General features: G+C 71.5%; 14 protein-coding genes. 11 read left to right on the top strand and 3 right to left on the bottom strand.

Annotation, left to right across the window (positions count from 1 at the left end):
• Positions 1-72 precede the first annotated feature (72 nt).
• Positions 73-408: a hypothetical protein gene (locus ACZ5FU_RS15820; RefSeq protein ID WP_468835346.1), complete on the bottom strand. Its 336-nt coding sequence runs from the start codon at positions 406-408 to the stop codon at positions 73-75.
• Positions 405-995, bottom strand: a complete 591-nt coding sequence (locus ACZ5FU_RS15815; protein WP_451526582.1) for a DUF6232 family protein — start codon at positions 993-995, stop codon at positions 405-407. Before ACZ5FU_RS15815 ends, ACZ5FU_RS15820 begins: the two co-directional genes overlap by 4 nt.
• 252 nt (positions 996-1,247) lie before the next feature.
• Here ACZ5FU_RS15815 and ACZ5FU_RS15810 point away from each other — a divergent pair, with 252 nt between their 5' ends.
• The 9 genes from ACZ5FU_RS15810 (at position 1,248) to glmS (ending at position 11,845) form a co-directional block, all read left to right on the top strand.
• Entirely contained in the window at positions 1,248-2,297 is a 1,050-nt protein-coding gene (locus tag ACZ5FU_RS15810) for an ABC transporter substrate-binding protein (protein ID WP_451526581.1), read from the top strand.
• Positions 2,298-2,401: 104 nt separating this feature from the next.
• Positions 2,402-3,211 carry a siderophore-interacting protein gene (locus tag ACZ5FU_RS15805; RefSeq protein ID WP_468644097.1) on the top strand — a complete coding sequence of 270 codons (810 nt, stop codon included), beginning with the start codon at positions 2,402-2,404 and terminating at the stop codon, positions 3,209-3,211.
• 173 nt (positions 3,212-3,384) lie between these two features.
• Complete coding sequence (gene desA, locus ACZ5FU_RS15800) at positions 3,385-4,827, top strand: lysine decarboxylase DesA (protein ID WP_451526579.1); 1,443 nt, start codon at positions 3,385-3,387, stop codon at positions 4,825-4,827.
• Positions 4,811-6,103 (top strand): lysine N(6)-hydroxylase/L-ornithine N(5)-oxygenase family protein, encoded by a 1,293-nt coding sequence (locus ACZ5FU_RS15795; protein WP_468644099.1) that lies wholly within the window; start codon positions 4,811-4,813, stop codon positions 6,101-6,103. The genes desA and ACZ5FU_RS15795 overlap by 17 nt, the downstream gene beginning before the upstream one ends.
• On the top strand, positions 6,100-6,651 hold the full coding sequence (locus tag ACZ5FU_RS15790; protein WP_469045454.1) for a GNAT family N-acetyltransferase: 552 nt from the start codon (positions 6,100-6,102) through the stop codon (positions 6,649-6,651). Before ACZ5FU_RS15795 ends, ACZ5FU_RS15790 begins: the two co-directional genes overlap by 4 nt.
• Positions 6,648-8,426, top strand: a complete 1,779-nt coding sequence (locus ACZ5FU_RS15785; RefSeq protein ID WP_451526576.1) for an IucA/IucC family protein — start codon at positions 6,648-6,650, stop codon at positions 8,424-8,426. The genes ACZ5FU_RS15790 and ACZ5FU_RS15785 overlap by 4 nt, the downstream gene beginning before the upstream one ends.
• Positions 8,427-8,542: 116 nt before the next feature.
• On the top strand, positions 8,543-9,412 hold the full coding sequence (locus ACZ5FU_RS15780) for a DUF4429 domain-containing protein (protein ID WP_469045453.1): 870 nt from the start codon (positions 8,543-8,545) through the stop codon (positions 9,410-9,412).
• 311 nt (positions 9,413-9,723) lie between these two features.
• Entirely contained in the window at positions 9,724-9,981 is a 258-nt protein-coding gene (locus ACZ5FU_RS15775; RefSeq protein ID WP_451526753.1) for a hypothetical protein, read from the top strand.
• A 46-nt stretch (positions 9,982-10,027) separates the two neighbouring features.
• A complete protein-coding gene (glmS, locus tag ACZ5FU_RS15770; RefSeq protein ID WP_451526574.1) occupies positions 10,028-11,845 on the top strand; it encodes a glutamine--fructose-6-phosphate transaminase (isomerizing) in 1,818 nt (605 codons plus the stop codon).
• Positions 11,846-12,096: 251 nt separating this feature from the next.
• Here the strand turns inward: glmS and ACZ5FU_RS15765 are convergent, their stop codons facing one another.
• Positions 12,097-12,624 (bottom strand): universal stress protein, encoded by a 528-nt coding sequence (locus tag ACZ5FU_RS15765; RefSeq protein ID WP_451526573.1) that lies wholly within the window; start codon positions 12,622-12,624, stop codon positions 12,097-12,099.
• 305 nt (positions 12,625-12,929) lie between these two features.
• Between ACZ5FU_RS15765 and ACZ5FU_RS15760 the strand changes: the two genes are divergently transcribed.
• Positions 12,930-13,259: a hypothetical protein gene (locus ACZ5FU_RS15760; protein WP_451526572.1), complete on the top strand. Its 330-nt coding sequence runs from the start codon at positions 12,930-12,932 to the stop codon at positions 13,257-13,259.
• A gap of 379 nt (positions 13,260-13,638) precedes the next feature.
• Complete coding sequence (locus ACZ5FU_RS15755) at positions 13,639-14,892, top strand: helix-turn-helix domain-containing protein (RefSeq protein ID WP_451526571.1); 1,254 nt, start codon at positions 13,639-13,641, stop codon at positions 14,890-14,892.
• The last annotated feature ends 127 nt before the right edge of the window (positions 14,893-15,019 follow it).

Raw genomic sequence — 15,019 nt, 5'->3', positions numbered from 1 at the left:
CCGGCGGTGAGTCACCCGCCGGGTGGCCGATCACCGAGGAGGTCACCCGACGGGAGGTCACCCGACGGGAGGTCACCCGCCCAGCATGCCTCGCAGTCCCTCGATCAGGTCCCGTACCGGTGCCGCCGCCGACCCGAGGGCCGCGACCGCTCCGGAGAGGGCGACCAGGGCCGCGCGCCGCTCGCCGGCGGCGCGCGTGCCGTCGGCGACGACCGGCAGGTTGTCCTCGACGGTCCGCTCGGCGTCCGGCGGCAGCGTGCCGCGCAGCTCCCGGAGCTGCAGGCGCAGCGCCTCGACCGCCTCCTGGACGCCGGTCGCGCCGCCGCCGGCCTTGACCATGCCGATGTGGCCCGAGCCCCCGTCGATGTACACCGAGTCGCCGTGGTTGTGGAAGGTGTTGCCGCTCACTTCTTCACCATCCCCGTGTGGTTGAGGCCGCCGTACATGTTCACCGTGTCGCCGAACTGGTAGTTCCTGGGGTTGACCTGGAGGCTCTGCACCCAGACCTGGAACTCGGCCTCGGGGTGCTCGATGGTGTGGGTGATGTAGAGGACCAGCTGCTTCAGCTGGGCGGGGTCGGGCAGGGTCACCAGGGCCGTGGAGCCGCTGGAGGTCTCGACGGCCAGGACGTGTTCGTCCGGCGAGGCCCACGCCTTCAGCATCCGTGAGAACAGCCAGACCAGTACGGTCAGGCCCAGCACCCACAGCACCTGGGCGCTGTCGTCCGCGGCCCTGCCGGAGGAGTTGCTCGCGTTGATCGCCTGGATGACGGCCAACGCCACCACGGTGTAGGCCACGCCCTTCAGGAAGTCGCTGAACGCCTCCATCCTCTTGGGCTTGAGGACGAAGGTGTGGACGCGTGCGATGTTGCGCAGCGGATAGGCCGCCTCCCCCACCCACAGCAGCCGTTTGCTCACCTTCAGGACGACGGCCGTCCCCTTCGCCGGGGGCGGCGGTGGGAGCATCGGCGCCCCGATCGTTCCCTGAGCCTCCATGAGTCCCCCCGTCAGCACCCGCACCCGTGGGGACCATTAAGCAGTCGCCGAAGCCCGCCGCAAGAGGCGTTTTACGGCCAACTCGCGCGCTTCGCATGCGTATCGGGCCGGGCCGACGGGTACGGATGGCCTCGCCGGGGCCACGGCGGAGGGTTGCGGGCGGACCCGCCCCCTGGACAAGATCTGAGGTTAGGCTAACCTACCTTCGAATTGTCCGGCGGTGATCCGCCCCGTTCGAAAGCGGCCACACTCATGTCCAACGCCAGAGCCACTCACCTCACCCGTCGCGGCATCCTCGCCGCCGGTGGCGCCCTCGGCCTCGGTGCCGTGCTCGCAGCCTGCGGGGACGACGACTCCAAGAGCGGTGGCTCGAAGTCGACGGACGACGCTGCCGCCAAGTCCGGCCCCTGGACGTTCAAGGACGACCGCGGGACCACCGTGAAGCTCGACGGGATCCCGGCGAACATCGTCGCGTTCACGGGCGTCGCGGCCGCCCTCTTCGACTACGGCATCCAGGTCAAGGGCGTCTTCGGGCCGACGAGGACCACCGACGGCAAGGCCGACGTCCAGGCCGGCGACATGGACGTCAGCAAGGTCGAGGTCCTCGGCAACGTCTGGGACGAGTTCAACGTCGAGAAGTACGCGGCCCTCGCGCCCGACGTGCTCATCTCCACGATGTTCGACGACGCCGGCACCCTCTGGTACGTCCCCGAGGCCTCCAAGGACAAGATCGCCAAGCTGGCCCCGAGCGTCGGCGTCTCCGTCTACGACCGGCAGCTCACCGCTCCGCTGGAGCGCGTGTGGGAACTGGCCGAGTCCCTCGGCGCGGACATGACCGCGGCGAAGGTCACCGACGCCAAGAAGCGCTTCGAGACCGCCGCGACCCGGCTGCGCGCCGCCGCCAAGGCCAAGCCCGACCTCAAGGTCATGGCCGGCTCCGCGAGCGACCAGCTGTTCTACGTCTCGGGCACGAACCTCTCCATCGACCTGGAGTACTTCAAGTCCCTCGGCGTGAACTTCATCGAGCCGCCGGAGAGCTCCAAGGCCGTGGGCGGCGGCTGGTACGAGTCGCTGAGCTGGGAGAACGTCGACAAGTACCAGGCCGACATCATCATGATGGACGACCGTTCCTCGACGATCCAGCCGGCCGACATCACCAAGCCGACGTGGAAGCAGCTCCCCGCGGTCAAGGCCGGGCAGGTCATCGCCCGCTCGCCCGAGCCGATCCTGTCGTACGACAAGTGCGTGCCGCTGCTGGAGACCCTCGCCGAGGCGCTCGAGAAGGCGAAGAAGGTCTCCTGACCGAGGCGCCGTGATCCCGGGGCCCGTCCGGCCGGGCCGGGCGGGCCCCGGGCCGCCACCGCCACCGCAAGGCCGAATGCCCCTCCCCCTCCCCAGGAGACCGCATGACCACGGCCGTCGCCGCCCCGTTCCGCTTCTTCGCCCTGCACGTCGTACGGACGAGACGGCTGGGGCCGTCCCTGGTCCGGGTGAGCTTCGCCGGGGAGGACCTGCGGTACTTCCTCTCCGACGGCTACGACCAGTCCCTGTCGCTGTTCCTGCCGCATCCGGGGCAGGACGCGCCGGCCGTGCCCCTGGAACTGGGGGACAGCTGGTGGCAGGGCTGGCGGGAACTGCCGGACGACGTACGGGCGGTGATGCGTTCGTACACACTGCGGGCGCTGCGCCGGGACCCCGACGAACTCGACATCGACTTCGTGCTGCACACCCCGGCCGGCCCCGCCTCCGCGTGGGCCGGCCGGGCCCGCGCCGGCGACCGGGTGCTGCTGCTCGGCCCCGCCGTCGCCGACAACCGGGCGATCCGGTTCCGGCCGCCGGACGACACCGACCTGGTGCTGCTGTGGGGCGACGAGACGGCCCTGCCGGCGATCGCGTCCATCCTCGCGGCCCTGCCCGCCGGACGGCGCGTGCGGGCGTGGCTGGAGGTGCGCGACGCCGGGAGCGCGCGGGACCTGGTGACCGCGGCGGACGCCGAGATCTCCTGGCGGACCGACGGGAGCTGCCTCGACGCCCTGCGCGAGGCGCCGCTCCCGCCCGCCGAGCGGCCGTACGCCTGGATCGCCGGCGAGTCGGGCTCGGTGAAGGCGCTGCGCCGGCACCTCGTGCGGGAGCGCGGCATCGACCGGAGCCGGGTCACCTTCGTCGGGTACTGGCGCCAGGGCATGACCGAGGAGCAGCTGCGCGCCGCCGGGTGACCAACTCCCTTTTTATTCAAGGCAGTTGAACAGGCATGCAAACGTGATGACCATCACGGCCGGGTGGCGTTTCGCCAGCGTTACTTAGGTTAGGCTTGCCTAAGTAAAAATCGAGGCTCCGCTCCCGCGTCCGTCCCGCGGCGGACCCGTCCCCATACCGGAGGACCCCCACGATGCGCTCGCACCTGCTCAATGACACGAACGCGGAGCGGTACCGCCGCACCGTGACCGAAGGAGTCGAGCGGGTGGCCGCCAAACTCGCCGCCACCGACCGTCCGTTCACCGGCGTCACGGTCGACGCCCTCGCCCCCCGCATCGAGCGCATCGACCTCGACCGGCCGCTGGGCGACACCACGGCGGTGCTGGACGAGCTGGAGGAGGTCTACCTCCGCGACGCGGTCTACTTCCACCACCCCCGCTACCTCGCCCACCTCAACTGCCCGGTCGTCATCCCGGCCGTGCTCGGCGAGGCGGTCCTGTCCGCCGTCAACTCCTCCCTGGACACCTGGGACCAGTCGGCGGGCGGCACGCTCATCGAGCGGAAACTGATCGACTGGACGGCCGCCCGGATCGGCCTCGGACCCGCCGCCGACGGCGTGTTCACCTCCGGCGGCAGCCAGTCCAACCTGCAGGCGCTGCTCCTCGCCCGCGAGGAGGCCAAGGCCGACTCCCCGCACCGGCTGCGCGTGTTCACCTCCGACGTCAGCCACTTCAGCGTGCAGAAGTCGGCGAAACTGCTGGGCCTGGGACCGGACGCGGTGATCTCGATCCCCGTCGACCACGACAAGCGCATGCAGACCGTCGCCCTCGCCCGCGAGCTCCAGCGCTGCGAGGAGGCCGGCCTCCTCCCCATGGCCGTCGTCGCCACCGCCGGCACCACCGACTTCGGCTCCATCGACCCGCTGCCCGAGATCGCCGAGCTGTGCGAGCGCCACGGCGCCTGGATGCACGTCGACGCCGCCTACGGCTGCGGACTGCTCGCCTCGGTCAAGTACCGCGACCGCATCGACGGCATCGAGCGCGCCGACTCCGTCACCGTGGACTACCACAAGTCCTTCTTCCAGCCGGTGAGTTCCTCGGCCGTCCTCGTCCGGGACGCGGCCACGCTGCGCCACGCCACCTACCACGCCGAGTACCTCAACCCCCGCCGCATGGTGCAGGAACGCATCCCCAACCAGGTGGACAAGTCCCTGCAGACCACCCGCCGCTTCGACGCGCTGAAACTGTGGATGACCCTGCGCACGATGGGCGCCGACGGCATCGGCCAACTGTTCGACGAGGTCTGCGACCTCGCGGCCCGGGGCTGGGAACTGCTCGCCGCCGACCCGCGCTTCGACGTCGTCGTCGAACCGTCGCTGTCCACCCTGGTCTTCCGCTACGTCCCGCGGTCCGTCACCGACCCGGCCGAGATCGACCGCGCCAACCTGTACGCCCGCAAGGCCCTGTTCGCCTCCGGCGACGCGGTGGTGGCGGGCACCAAGGTGAGCGGCCGCCACTACCTGAAGTTCACCCTGCTGAACCCCGAGACGACGGTCGACGACATGGCCGCCGTCCTCGAACTGATCGCCGGCCACGCCGAGCAGTACCTGGGAGAGTCCCTTGACCGCGCGTCCTGAAAACCCCGCCGCCACCCACGACCTGGTCGGGATCGGGCTCGGCCCCTTCAATCTGGGCCTGGCCTGCCTGACCGAACCCATCGAGGCGCTGAACGGCGTCTTCCTGGAGTCCAAGCCCGACTTCGAATGGCACGCGGGCATGTTCCTCGACGGTGCGCACCTGCAGACACCGTTCATGTCGGACCTGGTCACCCTCGCCGACCCGACCTCGCCGTACTCCTTCCTCAACTACCTGAAGGAGAAGGGCCGGCTGTACCCGTTCTACATCCGCGAGAACTTCTACCCGCTGCGCGTGGAGTACGACGACTACTGCCGCTGGGCCGCCGGCAAGCTGAGCAGCGTGCGCTTCTCGACGACGGTCGCCGAGGTGACGTACGACGAGGGCACCGAGCTGTACACCGTGCGGACCACGGGCGGCGAGGAGTTCCGCGCCCCGCACCTGGTCCTCGGCACCGGCACCGTGCCGTACGTCCCCGAGGCGTGCCGCGGTCTGGAGGACGGCGTCCTGCACACCTCGCAGTACATGCACCGCAAGGCGGAGCTGCGGGAGAAGAAGTCGATCACCGTGGTCGGCAGCGGGCAGAGCGCCGCCGAGATCTACCACGAGCTGCTCTCCGGGATCGACGACCACGGCTACCAGCTCAACTGGGTCACCCGGTCCCCGCGGTTCTTCCCGCTGGAGTACACCAAGCTGACCCTGGAGATGACCTCCCCGGACTACATCGACTACTTCCGCGCGCTGCCCGAGGAGACCCGCTACCGGCTGGAGAAGCAGCAGAAGGGCCTCTTCAAGGGCATCAACTCGACGCTGATCGACGCGATCTTCGACCTGCTCTACCAGAAGAACGTCGAGAGCGCCGGCCGCGGGGTCCCCACCCGGCTGCTCACCAACTCCTCGCTGACCTCGGCCCGGTACGAGGACGGCGGCTACACCCTCGGCCTCCACCAGGACGAGCAGGACAAGGACTTCGAGATCCGCACCGAGGCCATCGTGCTGGCCACCGGCTACCACTACGAGCCGCCGGCCTTCCTCGACCCGGTCCGCGACCGGCTCCGCTTCGACGCGCACGGCCGTTTCGACGTCACCCGCGACTACGCGATCGACGTCACCGGCCGGGGCGTCTTCCTGCAGAACGCCGGCGTCCACACGCACAGCGTCACCAGCCCCGACCTCGGCATGGGCGCCTACCGCAACAGCTGCATCATCCGCGAGCTGCTCGGCAGCGAGTACTACCCCGTCGAGAAGACCATCGCCTTCCAGGAGTTCGGCGCATGAGCACGACCGAGGCCGTCGGCCCCCTCACCTTCCGCTCCCTCGACCCCCGGAGGGACGCCGAGCTGCTGCACTCCTGGGTGACGCACCCCAAAGCGGCCTTCTGGATGATGCAGGACGCCACGCCGGCCGACGTCGAACGCGCCTACGCGGAGATCGCCGCCGACGAGCACCACCACGCCCTGCTCGGGCTGCACGACGGCACACCGGCCTTCCTGATGGAGTACTACGACCCCCGTCACCGCGAGCTGGTCGGCCTGTACGAGCCGCGGCCCGGCGACGTCGGCATGCACTTCCTGGTCGCCCCCGCCGACCGGCCCGTGCACGGCTTCACCCGCGCGGTCATCACCGCCGTCATGGCCCGCCTCTTCCAGGACCCGGCCGCCGAACGGGTGGTGGTCGAGCCGGACGTCTCCAACAAGGCCGTGCACGCGCTGAACGAGGCCGTCGGCTTCGTCCCCGAGCGCGAGATCGACAAGCCGGAGAAGAAGGCGCTGCTCAGCTTCTGCACGCGGGAGCGGTTCGCCGCCGCCACGGGGGTGGCCGCATGAGCCTCACCGACGCCGTGGCCCACCTCTCCCCCGAGCGCTGGGAGGAGGCCAACCGCCTGCTGGTGCGCAAGGCCCTCGCGGAGTTCGCCCACGAACGGCTGTTCACGCCCGAGCCCGCGGACGGGCAGGACGGCCGGTACGTCGTCCGCAGCGACGACGGCCTGACGTCCTACCGCTTCACCGCCGTGCGCCGCGCCCTGGACCACTGGCAGGTCGACGCCGGCTCGATCACCCGCACCCGGGACGGCGCCGAGCTGCCCCTGGCCGCACTGGACTTCTTCATCGAGCTGCGGCACACGCTCGGCCTGAGCGACGAGATCCTGCCGGTCTACCTGGAGGAGATCTCCTCCACCCTCTCCGGCACCTGCTACAAACTCACCAAGCCGCAGGTCACGGCCGCCGGACTGCTCGAAGGCGGCTTCCAGGCCCTCGAGAGCGGCATGACCGAGGGCCACCCCTGCTTCGTCGCCAACAACGGACGGCTCGGCTTCGGCGTCGACGAGTACCTGGCGTACGCGCCGGAGACCGCGCACCCGGTCCGCCTGGTGTGGCTGGCGGCGCACCGGTCGCGGGCGGCGTTCACGGCGGGCGCCGGCATCGACTACGCGTCGTTCGTCCGGCAGGAGCTGGGCGAGGAGACCGTCGAGCGCTTCGACGGCGTACTGCGCGGGCGGGGCCTCGACCCGGCCGACTACCTCCTCATCCCCGTCCACCCCTGGCAGTGGTGGAACAAGCTCAGCGTCACCTTCGCCGCCGAGGTGGCCCGCCAGAACCTGGTGTGCCTCGGCGAGAGCGACGACGAGTACCTGGCCCAGCAGTCCATCCGGACGTTCTTCAACGCCACCCACCCCGAGAAGCACTACGTGAAGACGGCCCTGTCCGTCCTCAACATGGGCTTCATGCGCGGCCTGTCGGCGGCGTACATGGAGGCGACCCCGGCGATCAACGACTGGCTGGACCGGCTGATCGACAACGACCCGGTGCTGAAGTCCACGGGCCTGTCGATCATCCGGGAGCGGGCGGCCGTGGGCTACCGGCACCTGGAGTACGAGGCGGCGACCGACCGCTACTCGCCGTACCGCAAGATGCTGGCCGCGCTGTGGCGGGAGAGCCCCGTCCCCGCCCTCCGCGACGGCGAGTCCCTCACCACGATGGCCGCCCTGGTCCACGTGGACCACGAGGGCAGGTCGGTGGCCGGTGAGCTGATCGCGCGGTCGGGCCTGGCCCCCACCGCGTGGCTGCGGCACTACCTGCGGGCGTACTACACCCCCCTCCTGCACTCCTTCTACGCCTACGACCTGGCCTTCATGCCGCACGGCGAGAACACCATCCTGGTCCTGAAGGACGGTGTCGTGCAGCGGGCGGTCTACAAGGACATCGCCGAGGAGATCGTCGTCATGGACCCGGACGCGGTGCTGCCGCCCGAGGTGCGGCGCGTCCGGGCCGAGGTCCCCGAGGACATGAAGCTCCTGTCGATCTTCACGGACGTCTTCGACTGCTTCTTCCGCTTCCTCGCCGCCGGCCTGGCCACCGAGGAGGTCCTGGCGGAGGACGACTTCTGGCGCACGGTCGCCGAGGTCACCCGCGAGTACCAGGAGGCACACCCCGAACTCGACGACCGGTTCCGGCAGTACGACCTGTTCGCCCCCGAGTTCGCGCTGTCCTGCCTCAACCGCCTCCAGCTGCGCGACAACCGGCAGATGGTGGACCTGGCGGACCCCTCGGCCGCCCTCCAGCTGGTCGGCACCCTGCGGAACCCCCTCGCCGGCCTCTGAGCCCCGCGGACGGACGCGCGCCCCCGAGTACGGTCCTCGGGGGCGCGCGTCGTGCCGTTCCGGGCGCGCGTCGTCATGCCGTTCCGGGGACGAACACCTGATGGAACAATCACCCCATGGCGGAAATCATCCAGAAGGACGGCACCTGGGTCTTCGACGGGGACGCCCTGCGGCTGACACCGGGCCGGGACCGGAACATCAGCCCGCTCCGCGGCACCCTGGGTGAACTCGTCGTGCCGCTCGGCGCGTTGGCGGGGATCTCGTTCGAGCAGGGCAAGCGGTCCGGACGGCTCAGGCTGCGGATGCGCGACGGCGCCTGTCCTCTGCTGCAGGCGACCGGGGGCCGGCTCGCCGAGCCCCACGACCCCTACCGGCTGACGGTGGAGCCCGACCGCCACGGCGTCGCCGAGTACCTCGTCGACGAGGTGCGCGACGCGCTGCTGCTCGACCGGGTCCCCGCCACCCCGGTGGACGCCTATCTGCTGCCGTCCCCGCCCGTGCCCCTGTCGGTGTCCGCCGGGGACGGCACGGCGGGCTTCGACGGCGAGCGGGTGCGCCTGGAGTGGAACTGGAAGACGGAGGAGGCCAAGGCCGCCGCCGGCGTCCGCACCCTGCCCGTCGACGTGATCACGGCCGTGGAGTGGCGTCCGGCGTCCGGACTGGACAACGGCCACCTGCGGTTCACCGTCCGGGGCGCCCCGGCGAGGACCCCGGCGAAGTACGACCCGAACGCCGTGGAGCTGTGGGGGTTCAAGAAGGACCCGCTGATGGCGCTGGTCGCGGCCGCCGTGCAGGCCAGGCTGCCGCACCCGGCCGCGGGCCCCGGGGACGCCGCACCCCCGGCGCGGCTGCCGGGACCGGCCGCGGGGGACGACCACGACACGCTCCTGCGCCGCCTGCGCGAGCTGGGCGAACTGCACCGCGAGGGCGTCCTGACGGACGAGGAGTTCGCGAGGGCCAAACAGGCGGTCCTCCACCGCATGTGAGACCGGACGGCACGAGTGCGGCCGCCGGACGACGCGGGCGGGGCCCCGGCGGCGCTGGGAAAGCCCGGCGACGCGGGGAAAGCCCGGCGGCGCGGGCGGAGCCGGAAACCGCAGGTGAGGCGGACAGCGCCGGCGAGGACGGGCACGCCCCTGACCGGCGGGCACGCCCCGAGGCGAGGTGCACGCCCCCCGGCGGAGGACGCACGCACCCCTAGCACACGCACAGGCCGCCCACGACCTCCCGCCAGGGTTCTGCCCGGAATCGGGCAGGAATCTTGCGAAAGTCCCGCCGGTACCCCAGGATCTACCGGGTGCACGACGAACTCGTTGATCACCTGACGCGCTCCACCCCGCTGAACCGGGGTGAGGCCCTGCGGGTGATCCAGGACGTCCTCGCCTACTTCGACGAGACGACCGAGGAATTCGTCCGTCGCCGCCACCGCGAGCTCCAGGCCCAGGGCCTGGTCAACGCGGAGATCTTCGAACGGATCGCGGCGGACCTGAGATACCGGGCGGTGGCACCGCCGGAGCCCACGCTCCGCCAGTTGCGCCGCATCGTCTACGGCTGAGCGACCGCCACGGCCCGGCCGAGAACTACAGAGGGATTGCCTACACATGTGCGGAATCGTCGGATACATCGGGAAGCGTGACGTCGCGCCCCTGCTCCTGGAGGGCCTGCAGCGTCTGGAGTACCGCGGCTACGACTCCGCGGGCATCGTCGTCACCTCCCCGAAGACGGCCGGCCTGAAGATGGTCAAGGCCAAGGGACGCGTGCGCGACCTGGAGGCCAAGGTCCCGGCCCGCTTCAAGGGCACCACCGGTATCGCCCACACCCGCTGGGCCACCCACGGCGCCCCCTCCGACGTGAACGCCCACCCGCACATGTCGGCCGACCTCAAGGTCGCCGTCGTCCACAACGGCATCGTCGACAACGCCTCCGACCTGCGCCGCAAGCTGGAGGCGGACGGCGTCGAGTTCCTCTCCGAGACCGACACCGAGGTCCTCGTCCACCTCATCGCCCGCTCCGGGGCCGAGAAGCTCGAGGACAAGGTCCGCGAGGCGCTGCGCGTGGTCGAGGGCACCTACGGCATCGCCGTCATGCACGCCGACTTCAACGACCGGATCGTCGTCGCCCGCAACGGCTCCCCGGTCGTCCTCGGCATCGGCGAGAAGGAGATGTTCGTCGCCTCGGACATCGCCGCCCTGGTCGCCCACACCCGCCAGATCGTCACCCTCGACGACGGCGAGATGGCCACCCTCAAGGCCGACGACTTCCGCACCTACACCACGGAGGGCACCCGCACCACCGCGGAGCCCACCACCGTGGAGTGGGAGGCCGCCTCCTACGACATGGGCGGCCACGACACCTACATGCACAAGGAGATCCACGAGCAGGCCGACGCCGTGGACCGCGTGCTGCGCGGCCGCATCGACGACCGCTTCTCCACCGTGCACCTGGGCGGCCTCAACCTGGACGCCCGCGAGGCGCGCCAGATCCGCCGCGTGAAGATCCTCGGCTGCGGCACCTCGTACCACGCGGGCATGATCGGCGCCCAGATGATCGAGGAGCTGGCCCGCATCCCCGCGGACGCCGAGCCCGCCTCCGAGTTCCGCTACCGCAACGCGGTCGTCGACCCCGACACCCTGTACATCGCCGTCTCCCAGTCCGGTGAGACCTACGACGTGCTGGCCGCCGTCCAGGAGCTGAAGCGCAAGGGCGCGCGGGTCCTCGGCGTGGTGAACGTGGTCGGCTCCGCCATCGCCCGCGAGGCCGACGGCGGCGTCTACGTGCACGCCGGGCCGGAGGTCTGCGTCGTCTCCACCAAGTGCTTCACCAACACCACCGTCGCCTTCGCGCTGCTCGCGCTGCACCTCGGCCGCACCCGCGACCTGTCGGTGCGCGACGGCAAGCGGATCATCGAGGGTCTGCGCAGGCTGCCCGCCCAGATCGCCGAGATCCTGAAGGGCGAGGAGGAGATCAAGGAGCTGGCGGAGCAGTTCGCCGAGGCCCGCTCGATGCTCTTCATCGGCCGCGTCCGGGGCTACCCGGTGGCCCGTGAGGCCTCCCTGAAGCTCAAGGAGGTCTCCTACATCCACGCCGAGGCCTACCCGGCCTCCGAGCTGAAGCACGGTCCGCTGGCCCTGATCGAGCCGGCCCTGCCGACGGTCGCGATCGTCCCCGACGACGACCTGCTGGAGAAGAACCGCGCCGCCCTGGAGGAGATCAAGGCCCGCAGCGGCCGGATCCTCGCGGTGGCCCACCGGGAGCAGGAGAAGGCCGACCAGACGATCGTCGTGCCCAAGAACGAGGACGAGCTCGACCCCATCCTCATGGGCATCCCCCTCCAGCTCCTCGCCTACTACACGGCCAAGGCCCTCGGCCGTGACATCGACAAGCCGCGGAACCTGGCGAAGTCGGTGACGGTCGAGTAGGGCGACCGGAACGGACGGACCCCCCGTGACGCCGTCGCGCACGGGGGGTCCGTCGCTTCCGGCGGAAGTCCGACTCCCCCGACGCGGGCCGCCGTTCGCCCCGTGGCCGTCGCCCCGGGACGGGCGGCCCGTCGCGTCCCACCGCGCCGCGCGAGGGGAACCCGGGGGGAGCCGAGGAGATCCGGGACCCGTCGCTCCCGGAGTGAAGGCGAGTTGACGGGGCGTCAGGGAGTCCGGTGAATCCGGGGAGTTCAGGGAATGACGACGACGGGCCGCCTCGCCCGCTTGGCGAGCCGCCCCGCGACCGAGCCGAAGATCCGCCCGACGAGGCCGTGCGTCGAGCCGACGACGATCGCGTCCGCCGCGTACTCCCGCCCCACCTCCTCGAGTTCGTGGCAGATGTCGCCGCCGCGCTCGACCAGGATCCAGGGCACCTCGGACAGGTACTCGGCGCAGGCCAGTTCCAGACCGAGCACCTCGGTGCGGTGGTCCGGCACGTCCACGAAGACCGGCGGCTCGCAGCCCGCCCACACCGTGGTGGGCAGCCGGTTGGCCACGTGGACGATGATCAGGCCCGCACGGGAGCGGTGGGCCATCCCGACGGCGTACGCCAGGGCCCGCTCGCTGGACGTCGATCCGTCGAAGCCGACGACGACACCGTGCTGGAAAGCGGGATCACAGGAGGGGCGTGCCTCCTCCGCCGCCAGGGGATCGGCCGCCGCGTGATCGGCGACCGGCCGCTTGCGGTCCGCTGGTTCGGAGAATTCGTGACCGGCCATGGCTGTCTCGGCGTATCGATCCTTTTACGGGTGGGAGGAGCGTGAACGGCGGAGCGTGTCCGGGAATCATCTTCCCGACCCCATACCCCCAAGGGTACGGCGCCACGCCTTTGGGGCCCATTTCCGCCCGCGGTCCGCGGGGGGTTCCAGGGAGCATGCACGAGGGGCCGCCCGTGACGCAATGGTCGCTGCCCCGTACAGCCGGTTCGTACGGAGTTCACCTGCCCGCCGGCCGCCCGGGGAGTGACCGACGCGTCGGACGGGCGTTGAACCCCCTGAACCGCCCCCAGGGAGGAGCCCGCCCCATGCCCTCGTCCCGCCCGACCCCCGAGACGCGCCCCGGCGACGACAGGACGACGGAACTGATCCGCTGGGCGGCCTTCAGCTGCGTCCTCGTCCCGGTGGTCCTCCTCTGGTACGGCACCTCCCTGGCCGGAACCGCGGGCACCGCCGTCGGCCTGACCGCCGTCACTGCCGCCTGCCGGCTGCTGCTGCGCCGCTCCGAGCGGTACGCTGCCCGGCTCCCCGACGGGGGACGCCCGCCGCGCGCGCCGTACCGGGAGGGCCGTCGGCGCACCGGAACCGGGTCCCGCCGTGGCGGTCGTCACAGCGGCGGAAGCTCACCGGTCGACTGACCGGTTTTCACGCACGCGCCCGTATCTTTTCAGCCAACTTCCGGATACCGCGCATGCCTTGCCCCACCCACCCCCCTCACCCCGTCCGACCTGCGCGAAAAGGCGTCCGGAGGGCCCTGGCACCCTACGTGGATTGGCCACTGCGACGAGGCGCACTTCCCCGCACGGCCCACGAGTGCAACGCTTCGTGATCGAATGCTTCACGCCAAGTTGCCATGTCGACAATGTGCCGGGTGACGAACTGGCCACTCCGGCACGACGCGACACAGTAGATTTCGATCTTGACTGTCTACGGCGGGGGACTCGTGCAGGACCGAGGGGAAACGTGCAGGAGCGACACAACCGAGGAGCCGCGACCACCGAGGGGGGCTTAGCAGGGATGAGCCACGACTCCACCGCCGCGCCGGAAGCCGCGGCCCGGAAACTGTCCGGGCGACGCCGCAAGGAGATCGTCGCGGTGCTGCTGTTCAGCGGCGGCCCCATCTTCGAGAGTTCCATTCCGCTGTCGGTGTTCGGGATCGACCGCCAGGACGCCGGCGTACCTCGCTACCGCCTTCTGGTGTGCGCGGGTGAGGACGGCCCGCTGCGGACCACAGGGGGCCTGGAACTCACCGCGCCACACGGCCTGGAGGCGATATCGAGGGCGGGCACGGTCGTCGTACCGGCCTGGCGCTCGATCACCTCGCCACCACCGGCCGACGCGCTCGACGCGCTGCGCCGGGCGCACGAGGAGGGCGCCCGCATCGTGGGCCTGTGCACCGGCGCGTTCGTGCTGGCGGCGGCGGGCCTGCTGGACGGCCGGCCGGCCACGACGCACTGGATGTACGCACCGACGCTGGCCAAGCGCTATCCGTCGGTGCACGTCGATCCGCGTGAGCTGTTCGTCGACGACGGCGACGTGCTGACGTCGGCGGGGACGGCGGCCGGGATCGATCTCTGCCTCCACATCGTGCGGACGGACCACGGCAACGAGGCGGCCGGTGCGCTGGCCCGCCGGCTCGTGGTCCCGCCGCGCCGGACCGGCGGCCAGGAGCGCTACCTCGACCGGTCTTTACCGGAGGAGATCGGCGCCGACCCGCTCGCCGAGGTCGTCGCCTGGGCGCTGGAGCACCTCCACGAACAGTTCGACGTGGAGACGCTGGCCGCGCGCGCCTACATGAGCCGGCGGACGTTCGACCGCCGCTTCCGGTCGCTGACCGGCAGCGCACCGCTGCAGTGGCTGATCACCCAGCGGGTGCTCCAGGCGCAGCGGCTGCTGGAGACGTCGGACTACTCCGTCGACGAGGTCGCCGGACGGTGCGGCTTCCGCTCGCCGGTCGCGCTGCGCGGACACTTCCGGCGCCAGCTCGGGTCCTCGCCGGCGGCCTACCGGGCGGCGTACCGGGCGCGGCGGCCGCAGAGCGAGCGGGTGCCCGCGGCGGAGAGCGAGCCGGCGCCCGCCGTCACGGTGGGCGGGGCCGGCGCTCCGCACCCCGAGACGCCGGGGGTGCCGCCGCAGGTGCGGCGGACCGCGGGAGCGGGGGCACTGGGCATGGCCCCGGCCTCCGCGAGCGCCCTGGCCGGGGAGCAGCATCCGCGGGACGCGTACGCGGGGTCCCGGGGCGGGGTGCCGGGGCAGCGCAGCGGGATGTGAGGGGCGGGGGGGGGGGGGGGGGGGGGGGGGGCCCCCCCCCCCCCCCCCCCCCCCCCCCCCCCCCCCCCCGGGGGGGGGGGCCCCCCCCCCCCCGCGCCCCCCCGGCGCCCCCCGCGCCGGGCCCGCC

The sequence above is a fragment of the Streptomyces sp. NPDC031554 genome (assembly GCF_055580685.1).
This window is presented reverse-complemented; position numbering and strand designations above follow the sequence as displayed.